Origin of the sequence: Nocardia callitridis (assembly GCF_039543305.1) — a bacterium.
GTDB classification, from domain to species: Bacteria; Actinomycetota; Actinomycetes; order Mycobacteriales; family Mycobacteriaceae; genus Nocardia; species Nocardia callitridis.
Window position 1 is genome coordinate 51,185 of sequence record NZ_BAABJM010000005.1, and the last position, 19,487, is coordinate 70,671.

Annotated in this window: 18 protein-coding genes; 9 read left to right on the top strand and 9 right to left on the bottom strand. The window is 67.6% G+C overall.

The window, feature by feature from the left end:
• The first annotated feature begins 162 nt into the window (after positions 1-162).
• Complete coding sequence (locus ABEA50_RS22795) at positions 163-945, top strand: MerR family transcriptional regulator (RefSeq protein ID WP_345497789.1); 783 nt, start codon at positions 163-165, stop codon at positions 943-945.
• Here the strand turns inward: ABEA50_RS22795 and ABEA50_RS22800 are convergent.
• On the bottom strand, positions 940-1,311 hold the full coding sequence (locus ABEA50_RS22800) for a nuclear transport factor 2 family protein (protein ID WP_345497791.1): 372 nt from the start codon (positions 1,309-1,311) through the stop codon (positions 940-942). The two genes, ABEA50_RS22795 and ABEA50_RS22800, sit on opposite strands and share 6 nt — an antisense overlap.
• A 240-nt stretch (positions 1,312-1,551) precedes the next feature.
• Between ABEA50_RS22800 and ABEA50_RS22805 the strand changes: the two genes are divergently transcribed.
• Positions 1,552-3,039: a short-chain fatty acyl-CoA regulator family protein gene (locus tag ABEA50_RS22805; protein ID WP_345497792.1), complete on the top strand. Its 1,488-nt coding sequence runs from the start codon at positions 1,552-1,554 to the stop codon at positions 3,037-3,039.
• Here the strand turns inward: ABEA50_RS22805 and recG are convergent.
• Entirely contained in the window at positions 3,021-5,288 is a 2,268-nt protein-coding gene (gene recG / locus ABEA50_RS22810) for an ATP-dependent DNA helicase RecG (protein ID WP_345497793.1), read from the bottom strand. The two genes, ABEA50_RS22805 and recG, sit on opposite strands and share 19 nt — an antisense overlap.
• Before the next feature lie 2 nt (positions 5,289-5,290).
• Positions 5,291-7,444, bottom strand: a complete 2,154-nt coding sequence (locus ABEA50_RS22815; RefSeq protein ID WP_345497794.1) for a DAK2 domain-containing protein — start codon at positions 7,442-7,444, stop codon at positions 5,291-5,293.
• Between the two features lie 862 nt (positions 7,445-8,306).
• On the opposite strand from ABEA50_RS22815, the gene rpmB reads away from it, so the two are divergent.
• The 3 genes from rpmB (at position 8,307) to ABEA50_RS22830 (ending at position 9,919) form a co-directional block, all read left to right on the top strand.
• Entirely contained in the window at positions 8,307-8,498 is a 192-nt protein-coding gene (gene rpmB / locus ABEA50_RS22820; protein ID WP_011210730.1) for a 50S ribosomal protein L28, read from the top strand.
• 85 nt (positions 8,499-8,583) lie between these two features.
• The gene (locus ABEA50_RS22825) at positions 8,584-9,078 is read left to right on the top strand and encodes a GNAT family N-acetyltransferase (RefSeq protein ID WP_345497796.1); all 495 of its coding nucleotides are present in this window, start codon (positions 8,584-8,586) and stop codon (positions 9,076-9,078) included.
• 64 nt (positions 9,079-9,142) lie between these two features.
• A complete protein-coding gene (locus ABEA50_RS22830; protein ID WP_345497798.1) occupies positions 9,143-9,919 on the top strand; it encodes an enoyl-CoA hydratase/isomerase family protein in 777 nt (258 codons plus the stop codon).
• 3 nt (positions 9,920-9,922) lie between these two features.
• Here the strand turns inward: ABEA50_RS22830 and ABEA50_RS22835 are convergent, their stop codons facing one another.
• The 4 genes from ABEA50_RS22835 to ABEA50_RS22850 are packed head-to-tail and all read right to left on the bottom strand — an operon-like array spanning position 9,923 to position 12,839.
• On the bottom strand, positions 9,923-10,789 hold the full coding sequence (locus tag ABEA50_RS22835) for an alpha/beta fold hydrolase (RefSeq protein WP_345497799.1): 867 nt from the start codon (positions 10,787-10,789) through the stop codon (positions 9,923-9,925).
• A 57-nt stretch (positions 10,790-10,846) separates the two neighbouring features.
• Positions 10,847-11,083 (bottom strand): hypothetical protein, encoded by a 237-nt coding sequence (locus ABEA50_RS22840; RefSeq protein WP_345497800.1) that lies wholly within the window; start codon positions 11,081-11,083, stop codon positions 10,847-10,849.
• A gap of 50 nt (positions 11,084-11,133) precedes the next feature.
• Entirely contained in the window at positions 11,134-11,817 is a 684-nt protein-coding gene (locus ABEA50_RS22845; protein ID WP_345497801.1) for a uracil-DNA glycosylase, read from the bottom strand.
• A gap of 11 nt (positions 11,818-11,828) precedes the next feature.
• Complete coding sequence (locus tag ABEA50_RS22850) at positions 11,829-12,839, bottom strand: thiamine-phosphate kinase (RefSeq protein WP_345497802.1); 1,011 nt, start codon at positions 12,837-12,839, stop codon at positions 11,829-11,831.
• A gap of 147 nt (positions 12,840-12,986) precedes the next feature.
• On the opposite strand from ABEA50_RS22850, the gene ABEA50_RS22855 reads away from it, so the two are divergent.
• Positions 12,987-13,778, top strand: coding sequence for a DUF3515 domain-containing protein (locus ABEA50_RS22855; RefSeq protein WP_345497803.1), 792 nt, complete (start codon positions 12,987-12,989; stop codon positions 13,776-13,778).
• Positions 13,779-13,834: 56 nt separating this feature from the next.
• A complete protein-coding gene (locus tag ABEA50_RS22860; RefSeq protein ID WP_345497804.1) occupies positions 13,835-14,170 on the top strand; it encodes a hypothetical protein in 336 nt (111 codons plus the stop codon).
• Positions 14,171-14,316: 146 nt separating this feature from the next.
• Here ABEA50_RS22860 and ABEA50_RS22865 read toward each other — a convergent pair whose 3' ends face one another.
• Complete coding sequence (locus ABEA50_RS22865; RefSeq protein WP_345497806.1) at positions 14,317-15,420, bottom strand: D-alanine--D-alanine ligase family protein; 1,104 nt, start codon at positions 15,418-15,420, stop codon at positions 14,317-14,319.
• Positions 15,421-15,518: 98 nt separating this feature from the next.
• Positions 15,519-16,514, bottom strand: coding sequence for an NAD(P)H-dependent glycerol-3-phosphate dehydrogenase (locus ABEA50_RS22870; protein WP_345497807.1), 996 nt, complete (start codon positions 16,512-16,514; stop codon positions 15,519-15,521).
• A gap of 31 nt (positions 16,515-16,545) precedes the next feature.
• Here ABEA50_RS22870 and cofC point away from each other — a divergent pair, with 31 nt between their 5' ends.
• Together cofC and ABEA50_RS22880 are read left to right on the top strand one after the other, a co-directional pair.
• The gene (cofC, locus tag ABEA50_RS22875) at positions 16,546-17,229 is read left to right on the top strand and encodes a 2-phospho-L-lactate guanylyltransferase (protein ID WP_345497809.1); all 684 of its coding nucleotides are present in this window, start codon (positions 16,546-16,548) and stop codon (positions 17,227-17,229) included.
• A 71-nt stretch (positions 17,230-17,300) separates the two neighbouring features.
• On the top strand, positions 17,301-19,472 hold the full coding sequence (locus tag ABEA50_RS22880) for an RNA degradosome polyphosphate kinase (RefSeq protein ID WP_345497810.1): 2,172 nt from the start codon (positions 17,301-17,303) through the stop codon (positions 19,470-19,472).
• Positions 19,473-19,487: the final 15 nt, after the last annotated feature.

Consider the following 19,487-nt stretch of genomic DNA (forward strand, 5'->3'; position numbering starts at 1 on the left):
AGCTGGTCATCGCACGTTAGCCCACGGTTGTCCGCGCGGCAAGCTTATGTGCTCCCAAATAACGGCTCGTTGACCTGTCAGCAACTTAACGCTATCGTCGTAACGGTACGTTATCGAACGGTTCATTTTTGACGGGGTCATAATTATGGTTACCTGGTAAACATGGCTGCAGACTCTGAATTCACGATTGATGAGCTCGCACGGGCAGCCGACACCACCGTGCGCAGCGTCCGCGTCTACCACGAACGCGGACTGCTGCCCTCACCCGAAGTGCGTGGCCGGATCGGCTATTACGGTTCCGACCACCTCGGCCGGCTACAGACGATCAGTCGTCTGCTCGGCCGGGGTATGAAGCTGAACGGGATCAGGGAGTTGCTCGAGGCATGGGACCGCGGCGACGGACTCGCCGACGTCCTCGGCGTCCGCGATGCCGAAGACTCCCTGGCGAGCATCGGCGCGCCCGACGGCGCGGAAGGCGACGGCGAGCAAGCGCAACACGAGCACTCCGAGCTGCCCGAATACGCCAGGCAGGCACTGGCCAACAGCGACGACCCGCTCGAGGCCTACCGGGTCACCAATCCGCGCTGCTGCGACCTGGCGACCAGGCTCGCCGATACCGGCCTGCCGGCCGCGGATACCTTCCGGCTGATCGAACGACTCAGAACCGATGTCGACCGCACGGTCGACCGGTACGCCACCGAGTTGTTCTACCGACTCGCGGGGCAGTCCTACGAAGAGTCCGACCGAACGCCCCGCGACCGCGCGAAGTTGGAGACCGACCTCGCCATCGCGCGACTCATCGCCACCCGCGCCGCCGCCGAGCTGTTGGATCAGGCGTTCGCACGGCACTCCGAATTACCCGACCCCGCAACGTCCTCCGACCCGTCGGCGACCACCGATCCCATCCTGCGTGTCCCCGCCGAAGCACCCCAACCTTCGTCATGACCCGAAGGCACGAGTGATCGCGGCCATGTCGAAGTAGTCGCGCCACACGGTGATCGCGCCGTCGACGACCTCGAAATACCCCATCACCGGCAGTCGCGTCACCTTGCCGGCGCCGCGCAAGCTGTCGGTGCGCTCGTTCATCACGATCGACCCCGACGCCACCTGATGGTGGATCTCGAAGTCGATCGCGTCGAACGTCGCGAGGAAGCCCGCGATGAAGTCGCGGATGGCCGCGCGGCCGATCACCGGCTCCATCGGAATATTGTGGTAAACGGCGTCTTCGGCGAAGAAGTCGCTGATCCGATTCGGATCGGGGTCCGACCAGCTCGCGCACATCGCGCGGACCAGTTCGCCCTCTGTCTGCATGACCACACATCCTTTCCGCTGCCGGCGAACACCCTGTTACGCGCCAACCAGCCACCGATTCCGCGATAGTCAACCAAGCATTTGTTCGTTTCGGGCGGGAATCGACAGTTTGCCGGTCGGTCGCCTCCCGGCATCCGTGTGACCAGGCATAGCGCATCCTTCACACGCTACGCAGCGTGAATCATCGGCTATAACTCCTCGAAACAGCATTTTTCCCGAGGAAAGACCACTGGATATGCGATGTTTGCGAAGCATGACAGCTACCATCTGCCCGTGCGCAAGATGTATGCGGGCGCCCGCTTGCGGCGACTGCGCGAAGAACGCAGACTCACCCAGGCCGCGCTGGCCAAGTCGCTGGACCTCTCGCCCAGCTACCTCAATCAGATGGAGCGCGACCAACGACCGCTCACCATTCCCGTGCTGCTCAAACTCAACTCGACCTTCGACCTGGACGTCCGATTCTTCGCCGCCGACTCCGACGCCCGCCTGGTCTCGGACCTGCACGACGTGCTGATGGACACCGCCGGTGCCAACACCGCACCGCTCACCGAGGTCGAGGAACTCGCCACGCGCCAGCCCGAAGTCGCACGCATCCTCGTCGCGATGCACCGGCGACTACGCGCCGCCACCGACCAGCTCGATCTCTTCTCGGCCAGGATCACCGCGCCCGCCGACGCGCCGAGTATGCCCGCGCCCTCCGAAAACGTCCGCGACTACTTCTACGACCACCACAACCACATCCCGCAGCTCGACCTCGCCGCCGAACTACTCTTCGAGCAATCCGGTCTCGGCATCGGCTCACTCGACCGTCAGCTGGCCAGGGTCGCCGAGGAACGCGCGGGAGTCACGGTCCTCGTGCGCGGTGACGGCGCCGACACCAGCATCCCGAAACGTCACTATGACGCCAAGACACGCACGCTCACCCTCGCGCGACGGTTACGAACCGGACAGCGCGCCTTCCAGATCGCGGCCACCCTCGCCTACCTCCTCTACGGTGCCGAGCTCGATTCCGCGCTCGCCGAAACCCCTTCGCTCACCGGCGAATCCCGCACCCTCACCAGAATCGCGCTCGCCCATTATTTCGCCGGCGCACTGGTACTGCCCTACGGGCGGTTCCTGCGCTCGGCGGAGGAACTGCGCTACGACATCGACCTGCTCGCGCTCCGTTTCGAGGTCGGCCACGAAACCATCTGCCACCGGCTCAGCACCCTGCAGCGGCAAGGACAACGCGGCGTCCCGTTCTTTTTCATCCGCACCGACCGCGCGGGCAATATCTCGAAACGCCAGTCCGCGAACGCATTTCACTTCGCCAGAGTCGGCGGCAGCTGTCCACTGTGGGTCGTGCACGACGCGTTCGCCCACCCCGGCCGCATACTCACCCAGGTCGCCGAGATGCCGGACGAACGGCGCTACCTGTGGATCGCCCGAACCACCACCGCCAGCACTGGATTCGGCGCGCCGCCCAGGGAATTCGCGATCGGGCTCGGCTGCGATATCGAATACGCCGACCGCACCGTCTACGGCGACAACCAACCACTCGACGACCCGGCGGCCGCCGTCGCGATCGGCGCCGGCTGCAAGATCTGCGAACGTGCCGCCTGCCCACAACGCGCGTTCCCGCATCTGGGCACCCCGCTCGCGGTCACCGAGCACACCGCGACCGACCTGCCCTATCCCCCGTTACCACGTTCACCGGTATCGACAGACGGTCAAGATTTCGCCAGATAATCCAAACGCTGCGCATCGACGGCGGCACGCATCATGCCCGCCAAGCCGGGATGCGCGCGTAGGCCGGGATCGGATTCGATGATCTGTCTGGCGAAATCCTGTGCCGCGGTGATCACTTCGAGGTCGTCGAGCAGCGAGAGCAGCCGCAGCGATCGCGTGGTACCCGATTGCGCGGCCCCGAGCACATCGCCCTCCCTGCGGGTACGCAGGTCGAGTACCGCCAACTCGAAACCGTCGGTGGTCGCCGCGACCGCCTCCAGGCGCGCCATCGCCGACCCGGTGGGCGCGGCATCGGTGACCAGCAAACACAGCCCCGCGTGCTTGCCGCGACCGATCCTGCCGCGCAGCTGGTGCAGCTGGCTGACGCCGAACCGATCGGCGTCGAGAATCACCATCACCGTCGCGTTCGGCACGTCGACACCGACCTCGACCACCGTGGTGCAGACGAGCACATCCAGTGCCGCGTCGTTGAACTCACGCATCACCTGATCCTTCTCGTCCGAGGGCAGCCGACCATGCAGCAGTCCGACGCGCACGTTCGCCAACGGACCGTCCCGCAGCGTCTCGAAAACCTCCAGCGCCGCCTGGGTTTTCGGGGTCTCCTTTTCGGCGGCGGCCTTCTTGCCGCGCTTGCCCGTCGTACCCTCCTCGTCGTCACCGATGCGCGAGCACACCACGTACGCCTGCCGCCCCGCCTCGACCTCTTCGATGATCCGGTCCCACGCGCGGTCCACCCATTTCGGATGTTGCTTGCGCGGCACGACCTTCGACGCGATCGGCGAACGCCCCCTCGGCAACTGGGTCAGCGTCGAGGTCTCCAGGTCTCCGAGCGTCGTCATCGCGATCGTGCGCGGAATCGGCGTCGCCGTCATCACCAGCAGGTGCGGGCTCGCATCCGCTTTCGCCTTGGCACGCAGCGCGTCTCGTTGCTCCACCCCGAATCGATGCTGCTCGTCGACGATCACCATGCCGAGGTCGAAGAACTCGACATTGTCCTGGATCAAGGCATGCGTGCCGATCACGATCCCCGCGTCACCGCTCACCGCCGCCAGCAACGCCGCGCGCTTGGTCGCCGCCGACATCGAACCGGTCACCAAGGTGAGCTGGGTCGAATACTCCGCGGCACCCAGCTCACCCGAGGTACCGAGGTTCCCCAGCATGGCGCTCAACGATCGATAATGCTGCGCGGCAAGCACTTCCGTCGGCGCGAGCAACGCGCATTGTTGACCGGCGTCCACCACCTGGAGCATCGCGTGCAAGGCGACGATCGTCTTGCCCGAGCCGACCTCACCTTGCAGCAGCCGATGCATCGGATGCGTGCGCGACAGGTCCGAGGAGATCTCGCCGATCACCTGGTGCTGTCCCTCGGTGAGCTCGAACGGCAACCGCTGCTCGAACGCCGCCGCGATCCCGTCCGCGCGCGGCGGGCACGCGCGGGCCTTCCGCGCCGAATTCTCGTGCCGTTGCTCGGCAAGCACCAACTGCAACGCCAGCGCCTCATCGAAACACAGCCGCTGCTCGGCCGCATCGATATCGGACTTGCGTTCGGGCAGGTGGATCAGCCGCAACGCATCCGACACCGGCAGCAGGTCGCGCTCGGCGAGCACCTGCTCCGGCAGCGGGTCCGCGATCGGGTCCAGCTGGTCGAGCACCTGACGCACGCAGGCGAGCACATCCCAGCTCTGCACCTTCGCGGTCGCGGGATACACCGGGATGAACTCGCGCTCCATGAACGAGGCATCCACTCCACCTTCCCCTTTCGCGCTCTGCGCCAGACCACGCAGGTGGCCGCCGCCGCGCACCTTGGTGAGCGCGGCGACCGAGTCGTCATCGCTCTCGGGCAGAATCAGATAGCCGGGATGGTTCAAGCTCCACTGGCCGGGGCGCCAATAATTGACGGTGCCCGACATCATCGCCCGCGAGCCCTCGCGCACCACGTATTTCACCTTGTCGCCATTGAAAAAGGTGACGTCGACGCCCTGGCCGGAACCGGTATCGAGCACCACCTTCAACAGCGAACCACGACGGTTGCGCATCGGTCGCAACTCGGCCTTGGTGATGCGCCCGATCACGGTGATGTGCGAGCCGTCCTCCGGCGCTTCCTCGGTGAGCGGCTGGCCGTGCGTGGCATACCGCGTGGGATAATGCCGCAACAGGTCCTCGACGGTGTGCATATCGAACGCGTCGACCAGCGACCCCGCCGCCTTGACGCCGAGCACATGATCGAGCCGATCACTCAGTGCCGCCATGCCTACTCCACTCCGATCTGCACCAGGTCGTCGGGCTGTCCCCCCGAATACACCGCTACCTCCACACCGGGAAAGCCGTGGCCGATATGCGCGGCCAGGCCCGAGGACAGCTCCGGCGGTGCGGTCGCGCCCATGAGCAGGGTGACCAATTCACCGCCGAAGGCGAGCATGCGATCGAGCAGCGTCACGCCCGCGGCGAACACCTCGCGCTCGATCACCACGACATCGTTGCCGACGAGTCCGAGCCCGTCCCCCGCCTCACAGGTGCCGACCATGGTGAGCGCGCGTTCGTTCGCGGCACGCAACGCACCCCAGCGAGTGGTCGCGGCGGCCTCCGACATGGCGAAGGTGTCGTCGACGGCGATGCGGCCGCGATCGTGGACAGCGAGCGCCGCGAGCCCCTGCACCATCGACCCGCTCGGCAACAGCAGGACGTCGCGGTGGGTGTCACGAGCCGCGACACCCACCGCGACCAACTCGTGCGCGGGTAACGCGCCATTGGGCAACACCAGCACCTCCCGATTCGGCATCGCGCGAATCGCGTCGAGTAGCGCGGGCGCGGTGACCGGCTCCTCGGCGCCGAGCACCACCGCACCAGAGTCCTGAAACAATGCCGCCGCGCCGTGCCCCGCGACGACCGCGAGCACCCCGCGATCGGCGGGCTCGTCGGGCGCGTCGGGTTGGGCGGGCGCGGCGCCGACCTCGACACCGCGGGAACCCGCCGTGGGATCGGCGACCACATTGGCCGTCTCCGATTGCGCCACCACCACATTCGCCGACACCTGCGCCAACCGCGCGCAGCGCTTGTGGTCTCGCCGCGCGTCGTCCGCCACACCCTGTGCGGCACCGGGCGCCACCGCCCCGGATGCTTTCCGTTCGACCGCATGACTTTCGGCGTGCGCACGGACGGGACCCGCCTCGTCTGACCGGGCCGAACTGCCTTGCGGCCCCAGGTTGTGCACCTGACCCAGGTGGTCGATCCCGCTCGACGCCGCGGTGTCATGGCTCCCGTGCGGGCGTTCGGCGGGTGCGCTCGACGGGATCGTTTCGATACGGATTCCGGCGAGCGTGCCCGCGGCGAGACCGGCCTCGACGGCGGCGCCCGCGTCCGCGCAGTGCACGTGCGCCGACCACGCGCCCACGCCGTCGTCGACCACCACGACCGAATCGCCCAACTCGGCCAACCGCGCCCGCAACCGCGTCACCGAGCTCGAATCAGTGCGGGAAAGCCGATACATCACCTCGTAATGCGCACTCGCCGCTTCGGATTCGACCGCGCGGCGCTCGGCCAGCACCGCGTCGGTGACGTCGCGGGAGTAGTCCGGCCGCGCGGGCGCCGCCCCCGCGCTGACCGCGACCAGTCCGTCCAGCAGGACGACAAGCCCTCGCGCGCCCGCGTCGACAACCCCCGCCGCGCGCAGCACCCCGAGCTGAGTGGGGGTCGCGGCCAACGCCGCGGCGGCACTGTCGGCGGCGACCAGCGCCACGTCGGCGAGCGTCGCGTCCCGGCACCCGGCGGCGCCGGTCGACGCCGCCTCCAGCACCGTGAGGATGGTGCCCTCGATCGGCACGCTCAGTCCCTCGCGCACCAGGGCCGCGGCCCGCGCCAGCGCGACACGCAGGGTGCGGGCCGTCAGCGGCCCGGTGTGCACGGCGTCGGCGATCCCGCGCAAGACCTGGGACAGGATGATGCCGGAATTTCCGCGCGCCCCCGCCGTCGCGCCCCGTGCCATGGCGGCCGCGATCGCATGCGTCGACACCGCACCGCGCACCGCCGACGGCTCCGACCGGCGACCCAAGGACTGGGTGCCGGAATTGGTCGGCCGCTGCCACGCTGCCACGAAGGAGCGGGAAGACTCGAAAGGTACCGACGAACTCGAAGACTCAGCCGGCCCAGCAGCCTCCGATGGCTCGAAAACCACCTCGCCCACGACGGTCTCGTCGTCGGCCGCCGCCTCGACCACCGCCTGTGCCGACGCTACGGCGGCACGCATCGTCGCGAGCAGGTTCGTGCCGGTATCGGCGTCCGGGATCGGAAAGACGTTGAGCGCGTTGATCTCCTCGCGCCGCTCGGCGAGCTCGTCGAGGCACACCCGCCCCCAGCGCAGCAACGCGGTGCCCTCGATCGCCTCGAGCGCATCTCGAACTTCGGGCACCGCCACCTCACTCTCCCATTCGCCACCCGCCCACCGACGCCAGCCAGGTTAGCCGTCCGCCCCGACAACCAGTTCAGGCCGTCGCGGCTCCACACAGCCGAATACCTGGCGCCGCGCGCCGCCAGAACCGATCGTCCTGTCCTCCGCGCCGGGCGATACCGATGACACTCGAATAGCCCACTCACAGCCAACACCGAAATGAACGAAGCCACCGATCGGAAAGCCGATATCCTCGCCCGGCCCGGCATCCTGGACCCTCGCCGTGTTCGGCGACGCAAGTCAGCCGTGAATCTCGAGACAACACATTCGCGGCACCCACGCCAAGAACTCGTGCCGCAGCACCCCGGACCACCGTGACCATGCGGAGTGCCCCCATGTAGGCACTCGATTATGCCCGCGGTCATCCCTCCTGCGCGGAACCTCGAACGCGCCGATACTGCCGACTCCGGGGGCATCGCACGCGATCGCCCGTCGGGCCCGAGTTCGTCCAGCCACAATGCTGAGAACCGATATCTCGTACTTGCCGAGTCGCTCGGCCGTACAGGGGCATGCGCGCGGAGCGCAGGGTAGTGATTGTCCGACAACAGAGTCCCCGCCCTCGCCGCCGGGCCGTATACCCACGCCGACCGCCCGGTTCTCCCATCGCCAGGCTCGGTACCCTGAGCTGCCGAATCATCCCGGCAACAGCGGTCGCCCGGGACCGGTTTGGAAGAACCGTTGCCCGCCCGCTACCCTTGCAGGGTTGCCTCGCCCGGCCTCCCCTGGCCGGTGCTGACCGACGCGAGTCGGTAGGCACATGACACTTGTTCCGGATTGTCGCACCTGGTGCCACGGTCCCCATCACATGAAGGAGTTCGCGACTATGGCTGCCGTCTGCGACGTCTGCGCCAAGGGCCCCGGCTTCGGGAAGTCGGTCTCGCACTCGCACCGGCGTACCAACCGTCGCTGGAACCCGAACATTCAGACCGTTCGCGCGCAGGTCGCGCCGGGTAACACCCGTCGGATGAATGTGTGCACCTCCTGCCTGAAGGCGGGCAAGGTCGTTCGCGGCTGATTCAGCCGCTCACCGACAACGACGCATACCCCGGACCGCCCACACAGGCGGTCCGGGGTTTCGTTGTCCCTCAGGTGGGTCGACCGTGACCCCGCCGACCTGGCAGATCACGCCGCTGCGCGCCGAGCACAGCCTCGGCGTCGCCCGATGCCATATAGCGTGCTGGCGTGAGGCCTACCCCGGCATCGTGCCCGCGCACGTGCTCGCGGCCTTCGACCCGCATCGGGCCGCCCAGCGCTGGGAGCGCCTCGCCATGACCGACCCCGGCAACACCAGGATCGCGACCATCGACACCGAGGTGATCGGGTTCGCCGAGGTCGGTGTGCCGCGCGAGCGGCACACACGCCCGCCGCGCGAGCTCCGCGCGATCTACGTGCGAGCCAGCCGGTACGGCTCGGGACTCGCCGATGAGCTGCTGGACGCGGTCCTGTCCCCGACCACCCCGTGCGCACTGTGGGTGTTCGAGGAAAACCACCGTGCGCGCGCCTTCTATCGCAGGCACGGCTTCGTCCCCGACGGTCGACGTCGGGTCGAAAGCTTTACCACCGCAACCGAAATCCGCATGGTCCGACACCCTTGACCGCCGATTCCCACCGACCGCCGCCACGGTCCGCGACCGAAATCGACGCGCTATGGTGCTCAGCATGACCTCCACCGAAGCCGAGTACGTATCGATCGTCGACGGCGTTCTCCAGATCATCATCGCCACCGCCGCGAACGGCACGTCCATGGACTTCGGCGGCATCACCGCCGGTAAAGCCGCACTCGACGCGCTGGATTCCTCGGTCGGCGCGATCCTGCTGACCGGTTCCGGCGCCAATTTCTGTGCGGGCGGCAACGTGCGTGGTTTCGCGGCGGCCGAGAACCGGGGTGCGCACGTGCGTGGCCTGGCCGACGACCTGCACGAATTCGTCCGCGCGCTCGACGCGGCGGCGATCCCCGTCGTCGCCGGGGTGCACGGCTGGGCAGCGGGGGCGGGCATGAGCCTGGTCTGCGCCGCCGATATCGCACTCGGCGGAGCGAGCACCAAGCTGCGGCCCGCCTACCCGGGTATCGGACTGAGCCCCGACGGCGGCATGTCGTGGACGCTGCCGAGGATCGTCGGTGCGGGCCGGGCGCGGGAGATCCTGCTGACCGACGCCGTCGTCGACGCCGAAGAGGCGGTGCGCCTCGGCCTGCTCAGTCGACTGGTTGCCGACAACGACGTGCGCACCGAGGCACTGGAGCTGGCCCGCACACTGGCCGCTGGGCCGCGCTCCACCTACGCGAGCATCAAAGCCCTACTCGCCCAGTCGGATTCCGCCACCCTCAGCGATCAACTCGACCGGGAACGCGACGCCATCGCGGCGGCCGCCGACTCGGCGACAGGCCACGAGGGCGTCAACGCGTTCGTGGAGAAGCGGCGGCCGAACTACTCCTGAGGCCTACTTCCTGGTCGACAGCACGAATTTCGCGACCACCTCGGTGAACGCGTCGTTGTCGTCACCGGCCGCGGTGTGCGCGGCACCGCCGAGCTCGATGAGCTGAGCGTGCGGGACCAACGCCTGGAATTCGGCCGCGGCCTGCGCACTCACCACATCCGAATGGGTGCCGCGCACGAGCAGCACGGGAACGGTCATGGCGCGGGCCGCGTCCTCCAGCCGTTCCACCACCGCGGTAGGGTCCTCGGCTTCGAAGCGCCGGTCCAAAATGGCTGGGTCCCAATGCCAATACCACCGGCCGTCGCGCAGACGCAGGTTGCGGCGCAAGCCGTCGGGGTTCTTCGGACGCGGTCGGTGCGGCAGGTATTCGGCGACCGCGTCCGCCGCCTGCTCCAGCGTGTCGAACCCGTCGCGGTGTTGGCCGAGAAACTCGACCACCCGCGCGGTTCCCGCGGGTTCGGGCCTGGTCACGATGTCGACGAGCACCAGGGCGCTGATCGCCTCGCCTGCCGCCGCGGTGGCGAGTAGGCCGGTGAGCCCACCCATGCTCGCACCGACCACCACCGCGGGCGCACCGATCTGCTCCAGTACCAGCAGCAGATCGTGCACCATGGATTCGCGACGATAGTCACCGTCGGCGGCCCACTGACTGTCGCCATGACCGCGACAGTCGAGGGTGACCACCCGCATGCCCGCCGCGGCCAGCTTCGCCCCGGTCTGTTTCCACGAATGACGGGTCTGTCCGCCACCGTGCAGGAAGACCACGAGCGGGCCGTCGTCAGGACCGAACTGGTCGGCCGCCAGTTCGATCCCACCCGAACCGCGCAATGTCAGCGGTGTCGGCTCGAGCTTATTGTTCGCATCACTCACTATCCGAGGATCGCACAGCGTGGATTCACCGCTGTGCGGCCCCGCACGCGAGGCGACTCAGCAGAGGAAGTTGCCGTTGAACAGCAGGCAGGCGATCTTGGCGTTCACGGTCGCGGAGATGGTGGAGGAACCCGTCGAGGTGTACTCCTCCGCGACCTGGGAGGAGTTGTCGGTGGCGGGCTCCAACCGCAGCGGCGCCGCACCCGCGGCGGCCGCCCCACCGGCGACGACGGCGCAGAACGCCAAAGACAAAGTAGCGCCGCGCAATGCGCCGCGAGCGGTGGTGTGGTGCATGTAGATGCTCCTAACTCGATTCGATCTCGATATTCAACACAGACGCCACCTCATGGCAGGCGCCAGTCCACCGGCTCCGCGCCCAATTCATCGAGCAATTCGTTCACTCGGGAGAACGGACGAGAACCGAAGAATCCCCGTGAGGCCGACAGTGGAGACGGGTGCGCCGACTCGATGTAGGGGACTTCGGCCTCGGTCAACAACGGTTTCAAACTGCCGGCGTCGCGACCCCAGAGGATCGCCACCAACGGCTCATCGCGCGCGACCAACGCGCGAATAGCCTGCTCGGTCACCGCCTCCCAGCCTTTACCCCGATGTGAGGCGGGCTGGCCGGGCGAGACCGTGAGCACTCGGTTCAACATGAGCACACCCTGATCCGACCAGGGGCTCAGGTCACCACAGGACGGGGTCCCGTGGCCGAGATCCTTACTGTATTCGGCGAAGATATTACCGAGGCTGCGCGGAACAGGCGAAACATCCGGCGCCACCGAAAAACTCAACCCCATCGCGTGGCCGGGCGTCGGATACGGGTCCTGACCGACAACGAGCACCCGCACCTCGTGGAACGGACGTTGGAATGCCCGGAGGACATTCTCACCGGCGGGTAGGTAACCGCGACCCGAGCTGTTCTCGACACGGAGAAACTCGCCCATGGCGGTAATACGATCCGCGACCGGCTCCAATGCCTTCGCCCATCCCGGATCGATGATCTGCGACAGTGGTTTCGCGCCCATGACCGCACAATTTAGCGTGCGTCCTCCGCATTTGCCGAGTCTGCCCCGAGGAATGATTCCCAGCCACCACTGCCTCGGCGCGATACGCCGTCGACGGTGACCCCGTGACCGGCGAAGACTCGCCCGATCGGGGTCCATCCCCGCGCGATCGCGTCGGTGCTCGACCAGGTCCCGACAAAGGCGTGATCCTCGCCACCGGTCAGAATCCATTGCGTCGCATCGGCATCCAGCAGTGCGGCGATCGCGTCCAACGCCGGGTCACCCAACGCACCGGAATCCAGGTCGATCCCGACGCCCGACGCGTCGGCGATATGTCCGAGGTCGGCGAGTAGACCATCGGAGATATCCGTCATCGCGGTCAGCCGTGCCACACCGTGGGTTGCGGGCTCCTCGGCGCGCGTGTGCGGCGTGTCGAGCATCTGCGCGTAGGGCGGCTGCGGAACACGGTGGGCGGCAAGCACTTCAGCGAAATCGGCGGCCTCGGACCCTAGGTGGCCCGCGCCGAGCACGGCGAGTCCAGCGCCCGACCACCCGAGTCTGCCGAGCACCGCGACGGTGTCGCCTTCGCGTGCGCCGCTTCTGGTGATCGGCGGGCGTCCGCGCAGATCCCCGAACGCGGTCACCGAGATGATCAGCTCCTCGCCGCGCACCAGATCGCCACCCGCGAGACCACCACCGGCGCGCGCCGCCTCCTCCCACATTCCGTCGGCCAATCCGTCGACCACCGCGACCGGGGTATCCCCGGGCAGACCGAGTCCGACCACGAATGCCGTCGGCACCGCGCCCATCGCCACCACATCGGCCGCGTTCTGCGCGATCGCCTTACGCCCGATATCGCGCGGGCTCGACCAGTCCAACCGGAAGTGCCGATTCTGCACCAGCATGTCGGTGGTGACGACGAATCGTCCGTCCGGCGCGGCCACCACCGCGGCGTCGTCGCCAGGCCCCAGGAAGACCGACGACGGCTGCACTCGGTGGCGGTTGATCCGCTCGATCAGCGCGAACTCGCCGAGTTCGCGCACGGTTGTCTCGCTGATGACGAGTCCTTTCCGAGGTGTCGGCGGCGGGAATCGGCACGACGGTACCCTTTCGCCAGGCATCGGCGTGGTATCGGCCGGTCCGGTTCGACACCGTGACCACGCGTCGGGACGAGGAGAAAGGGTAGGCGCATGGCGGCGCAATCGTCGGATTCCGCACGGGAGGACAGCTCCGCCGATGCGCGGCCCGGTCCCGATCCCGAGCAGCGTGCCGATACCGCCGATAGCGCGGAGCCCACATCGACCGTTCCCGAGGACCGCCCCGAGACCGCCGACTCCGCACCGAATTCCGGTGCCACCGTTTCGAAGGACCGAGTCTCGAACAGCGAGGTCCCGAAGAGCAACGGCGAAGCCCCGAAGAGCAAGGACCCCGAACCAACCGCGGCACGCGCGCAGCACTCCCCCGCGCTCATCGCCACCGCCGTCGCACTGCCGGTCGCGCTGGTCGTCGCCGTGCTGATCATCGCGATCTTCGCCGGCAGGATGGAGGTCGAACGCGAACCACTCGCGCTGGGCCCTGTCCCCGCACCGAACGCGGACGGCCCGGCGTGCGCGGCCCTGCTCCCGGCCCTGCCGATCGACCTCGGCGAGCTCACCAAGTCCACAATCGTCGAGCCGGCGCCTCCCGCCACCAGGGCATGGCAGCCGAAGGAGGGTGGCGACGCGGTCGTCCTGCGCTGCGGCCTCGACCGCCCACTCGAATTCGATCGCGCCTCGCCGCTGCAACTCGTCGACGGCGTGCAGTGGTTCGAGCTCCGCGACGACACCGCGAAGGTCAGCACCTGGGTGGCCGTCGACCGAGCGACCTACGTCGCCGTCACCATCCCTGACGGTTCCGGCCCCACCCCGCTGCAAACCGTCTCCGACGCCCTCGCCGCCGCATTACCCGCACAGCCCATCGATCCTGGCCCGCTACCGAATTGACCTGTCTCCGAGCCGGGTAGCTTCGACAACGGCGTCGCCACACGACCGACCGCGCGGTGTGTCAGTGCGAAGCGGGCACGGATGCCAAGAACAACAAGCCGCTGATCGATGCGCTCAACAGTGGCCTGGACGCGGTGAACGCCGGATGCGTACCGGGCCGGCCGGACCGGGCGATCGATCCGATCGATACACAGACGATCACGGAAGGGCGCGGAACCCAGTCGGTGGAGCCGGGGCAGTTGGAGGCGGCACGCGCGTTCGGGTTCGGTTACCGCCAGGCGATGACCCTGGTCACCCCCACCGCCAAAGGCAAGCCAGGCGGCTCACCCCACGACGTGAACGCCGTCGACCTGCTGACAGCGTCACCCCGGGGCCAACCACGGATCGCGTGAATTCAGCTCACACGCCAACGAGACAGCGTCACCACACGACCGGCCAAGGCGACGTCATCACGCAGACGCGCCGCCGCTACTCGAAGCCAACTGGACAACGTCGCGAAAGTCCCACCCAGCGCTTCCGTCGGCGCACCACAACAGCGTCAGCGCAAGCCCGTGCCCTTCGCGATCGCCGTGTCGATGAGAGTGGAGACCAACGTTCGGTAATCCACCCCGGTGGCCTCCCACATCCGTGGGTACATCGAAATCGCGGTGAACCCCGGCATGGTGTTGATCTCGTTGATCACCGGGCCCTGCGCGGTGATGAAGAAATCCACCCGCGACAGCCCCTGGCAATCCAGCGCCTTGAACGCCGACACCGCGAGCTCGCGCACCTGATCGGAGACCTCGTCGTCGAGCTTGGCCGGCACATCGAACTCGCACACATCATCGAGGTACTTGGTCTCGAAGTCGTAGAAGTCCTGATTCTCGGCGGCAGGGCCGTGCTCGGGCATCTTGATCTCCGCGGCAAGGCTCGCCTCGACCCGACCGTCCGGGAATTCCAGCACGCCGCACTCGATCTCGCGGCCGACGATGGCCGATTCGATGACCACCTTCGGATCGTGCGCGCGCGCCACCGCGATCGCGTCCTCCAGCCGATCCCACCCCGTGACCTTGGTGATCCCGATCGAGGAACCACCGCGCGCGGGCTTGACGAACACCGGAAGCCCCAACCGGTCGCGATCGGCGGCGCTCAATGTCGCCGTGCCCGGTCGGAGCACGACCTGGGTGCCCACCGGGAGCCCCTCGGCCGCCAACAGCTTCTTCGTGAACTCCTTGTCCATGCCCGCCGCGCTGGCCAGCACGCCGGGACCGACGTAGGGAATCCCGGCCAGCTCCAACATGCCCTGCAGGGTTCCGTCCTCCCCGAACGCGCCGTGCAGGGTCGGGAAGACGACGTCGACCGCGCCGAGCGCGGCACCCGCGTCGTCCAATGCGACCAACGCACCGGAGCGACTCGGGTCGGTGGACAGGGCCAGCGCGGTTCCGCTGCCGTCGACGGCGGGCAGCGCCTGATCGCGCAGCCCGAGGGCGGCCACGTCGGAATTTCCGAGCACCCAACTGCCCTCGGTGGTGATTCCGATCGGCACCGCCTCGTACCGATTCGGATCGAGGTTTCGTAGCACGCTCCCGGCCGACACGCACGACACCGCGTGCTCGTTGCTGCGTCCGCCGAACACCACAGCCACTCTGATCCGGTTCGTCATGTCCGAAACCGTACCCGTAACGGTGCGGGCCCAACCTCGATATATCCGCGCGCCACGACAACGGCCATCGAGGACCCGGCGCGCGCGCCGAGACCCGGCTACTCGGGCTTGATCCGCCGACCCAGTAGGTTCCCGACCGCTTCTCGCACCGAAAGACCCTCGTGACAGACCTGGTGCACCGCGTTCGTCAACGGCATCTCCACGTCGTGGCGTACCGCCAGCGCACGCACCGATGTGCACGACTTCACACCCTCGGCGACCTGCCCATGGGTCGCTTGCTGAGCGACCTCCATCGAGCCGCCCGCACCGAGCACGTGCCCGAACGACCGGTTGCGCGAGAGCGACGAATTGCAGGTCGCCACGAGGTCGCCGACTCCGGCCAGCCCGGCCAGTGTCGCCGGTTCGGCGCCGACCGCGACACCGAGCCGAATGATCTCGGCCAGCCCCCTGGTGATCAGGCTGGCAATCGAGTTGTCGCCCAACCCCATTCCCGACGCGATGCCACAGGCCAACGCGATGACGTTCTTGCAGGCGCCACCGATCTCACAGCCGATCACGTCGGTGTTGGTATACGGACGGAAGTATCCGGTGGCGATGGCGTGCTGCAACGCGACGCCACGCTCGTTGTCCGCACAGGCGATAACGGTCGCGGTGGGTTGACACGTCGCGACCTCCCTGGCCAGATTCGGCCCGGACAGCACCGCGATGCGCTCCGGCGCCGCGCCGGTGACCTCGCCGATGACCTCGCTCATCCGCAGCAGCGTCCCCGTCTCGACGCCCTTGATCAGGCTCACCAGCGTCGCCTCCGGCGCGATGAGTCCCTTCCACGCCGTCAGGTTCGTGCGCAACGACTGCGACGGCACGGCGAGCACAACGATGTCGGCGCCCGCGAGCGCGACGGCGGGGTCGTGCGTTGCCGCGATCGGCGGCAGCGGAATATCCGACAGGTAATCCGGATTGCGATGGTGCGTAGACAACGACTCCGCCACCTCGGGACGTCGCGCCCACATCGTGACGTCGGTTCCCGCGTCCGCCAACACCTTTGCGAACGCGGTCCCCCACGAACCCGCGCCCAGTACTGCCGCCGTCGTCATCCACTCAATATGCCATGGAAGGATTGGACGCATGCGCCCGCACGCCGTGCATGCCGTGATCGCGGTCAAGAGCCTCGATCGGGCCAAGAGCCGACTGACCGATCGGCTGCGCCCGGACCACCGGGCGCGGTTGGTGCTGGCCATGTTGACCGACACCGTCACCGCGGCCACCGCCGTCGCGGCGATCGGCTCCGTCACCATCGTCACCCCTGATCCCTCGGTCGCCGAGGTGGCGCGCGCGCTCGGCGCCGGGGTCGAACCCGAGCCACCCGAACCGGGATCCGATGGGCTGAACACCGCGTTGAACGCGGTCGCGCTGCGCCTGCGCCAGGAGCACGGACCCACCGAATTACTGGCGCTGCAAGCGGATCTGCCCGCGGTCCGGCCGGAAGAACTCGCCGGCATGCTGTCGAGCGCACCGCCAGGGCTGCGTTCGGTGGTCGTCGATCACACCGGCACCGGCAGCGCCGCCTTGGTGGTGCGTGACCCGTACGCGGCGCTGGATCCTCGCTTCGGCCCCGGCTCGGCGCACAACCATGTGCGCGCGGGTGCGGTCACGCTGTCGGGCGAATGGCCGGGCCTTCGCCTCGACGTCGATACCGCCGAGGACCTCGATCTCGCGACGGCACTGGGCGTCGGCGAGGCGACCGGTGCACTCCTGCGCGCCATCGGCTGGCCGGGTCGTGTTCACGAGCACGTTCCGCACGTGTGCTAGCAGATCGCTCGGTCGAGGTGACTCGCGCATCAATCCCGATGACGGGCTGCACACCGCGCGGTCGGTAAGGGATGATCGGTGGTGTGAGCGAAACGGAAACCGTCAAACAACAGGTGCTGCCCACCCCGCTACCCGCGGCAGCACCGTTGTCGACCGAGTCGAATGCCCAGCGGTTGCCGAGTGATCGCTACCTCAATCGAGAACTGAGCTGGCTCGACTTCAACGCGCGGGTGCTGGCGTTGGCCGAGGACTCGTCGCTCCCGTTGCTGGAGCGCGCCAAGTTCCTCGCCATCTTCGCGTCGAATCTCGACGAGTTCTACATGGTGCGCGTCGCCGGCCTCAAGCGTCGCGCCGAGACCGGCCTGTTGGTGCGCTCGGCCGACGGTCGTTCACCCGGCGAGCAATTGGAGCTGATCGCGGCGCGGGCGCAGGAAATCGCCGTGCACCACGCGCAGGTCTTTCTCGATGACGTACTGCCCGCGCTCACCGACGAAGGCATCGCGATCATCGACTGGGCCGCGCTCGATCAGGACGAGCGCAGGCGACTATCGGACTACTTCCACGACCAGGTGTTCCCGGTGCTCACTCCGCTCGCGGTGGATCCGGCGCACCCGTTCCCCTACATCAGTGGCCTGAGTCTCAACCTCGCGGTGACGGTGAAGGATTCCGCTACCGGCGGTGAGCATTTCGCGCGCGTCAAGGTGCCCGACAATGTCGACCGATTCGTTCGCGTTCGGCGCACCGAGCCCGTCTCCCCGGTCGCCGCGTTCCTCCCGATGGAAGAGCTCATCGCCGCGCACCTCGATCTGCTGTTTCCCGGAATGGAAGTGGTGGAACAGCATTCGTTCCGCATCACCCGCAACGCCGACTTCGAAGTGGACGAGGACCGCGACGAGGACCTGCTGCAAGCACTGGAGCGCGAATTGGCGCGCCGGCGCTTCGGCTCGCCGGTGCGCCTCGAGGTCTCCGACGACATGACCGAACACATGCTCGAACTGTTGCTGCGTGAACTGGATGTCGACCCCGGCGACGTGGTCCAGGTGCCCGGCCTGCTCGACCTCTCCTGCCTGTGGCAGGTCTACGGCGTCGACCGACCCAACCTCAAGGACGCGCCCTACGTCCCGGCGACGCCGCCCGCGTTCGGCGAACGAGAAACGCCCCGAAACGTTTTCGCGGCGCTGCGCGAGGGTGATGTCCTCGTGCATCACCCCTACGACTCGTTCTCCACGAGCGTCCAGCGCTTCATCGAACAGGCCGCCGCCGACCCGCAGGTGCTGGCGATCAAGCAGACCCTCTACCGCACCTCCGGTGATTCACCGATCGTCAACGCGCTCATCGATGCCGCGGAAGCGGGCAAGCAGGTGGTCGCGCTGGTGGAGATCAAGGCGCGCTTCGACGAACAGGCCAACATCAAATGGGCACGCGCGCTGGAGCAGGCGGGCGTGCACGTGGTGTACGGGCTGATCGGCCTCAAGACCCACTGCAAGACCTGCCTGGTGGTGCGCCGCGAGGGTGCGACCATTCGCCGCTACTGCCACATCGGCACCGGGAACTACAACCCGAAGACCGCCCGCATCTACGAAGATGTCGGATTACTCACCGCCGCACCGGAGATCGGCGCCGACCTGACCGACCTGTTCAACTCGCTCACCGGTTACTCGCGAAAAGAGAACTACCGCAACCTTCTTGTCGCACCGCACGGTGTGCGCGCGGGAATCATCCAACGCATCCAGCGCGAAACCGAACTGGCGACCCAGGGCAAGAACGCGCGAATCCGGGTGAAGGCCAACGCGATCGTCGACGAGGAGATCATCGACGCCCTCTATCGCGCCTCGCAGGCCGGTGTGCCGGTGCAGATCGTCGTGCGCGGCATCTGCGGGCTGCGCCCCGGCGTGCCTGGCATGAGCGACAACATCGAGGTGCGCTCGATTCTCGGCCGCTACCTCGAACATTCGCGCGTCGTGCAATTCCAGGCGCAGGACGAATGCTGGATCGGCAGCGCCGACATGATGCATCGCAACCTCGACCGTCGCGTGGAAGTCATGGCGCAAGTGAAGGATCCGCGCCTGACCGAACAATTGGGCGCGGTCTTCGATTCGGCGCTCAACCCCACCACGCGCTGCTGGGTGCTGCGCTCCGACGGCGGGTGGCACGCTTCGCCGGAGTATGTGGCAGGCGACGGCGCGAAAGTACGCGACCATCAGGAGCACCTCATGCGGCTGCGTCGCCCGGATCAGCAGTGAGCGTCACCGGCTACG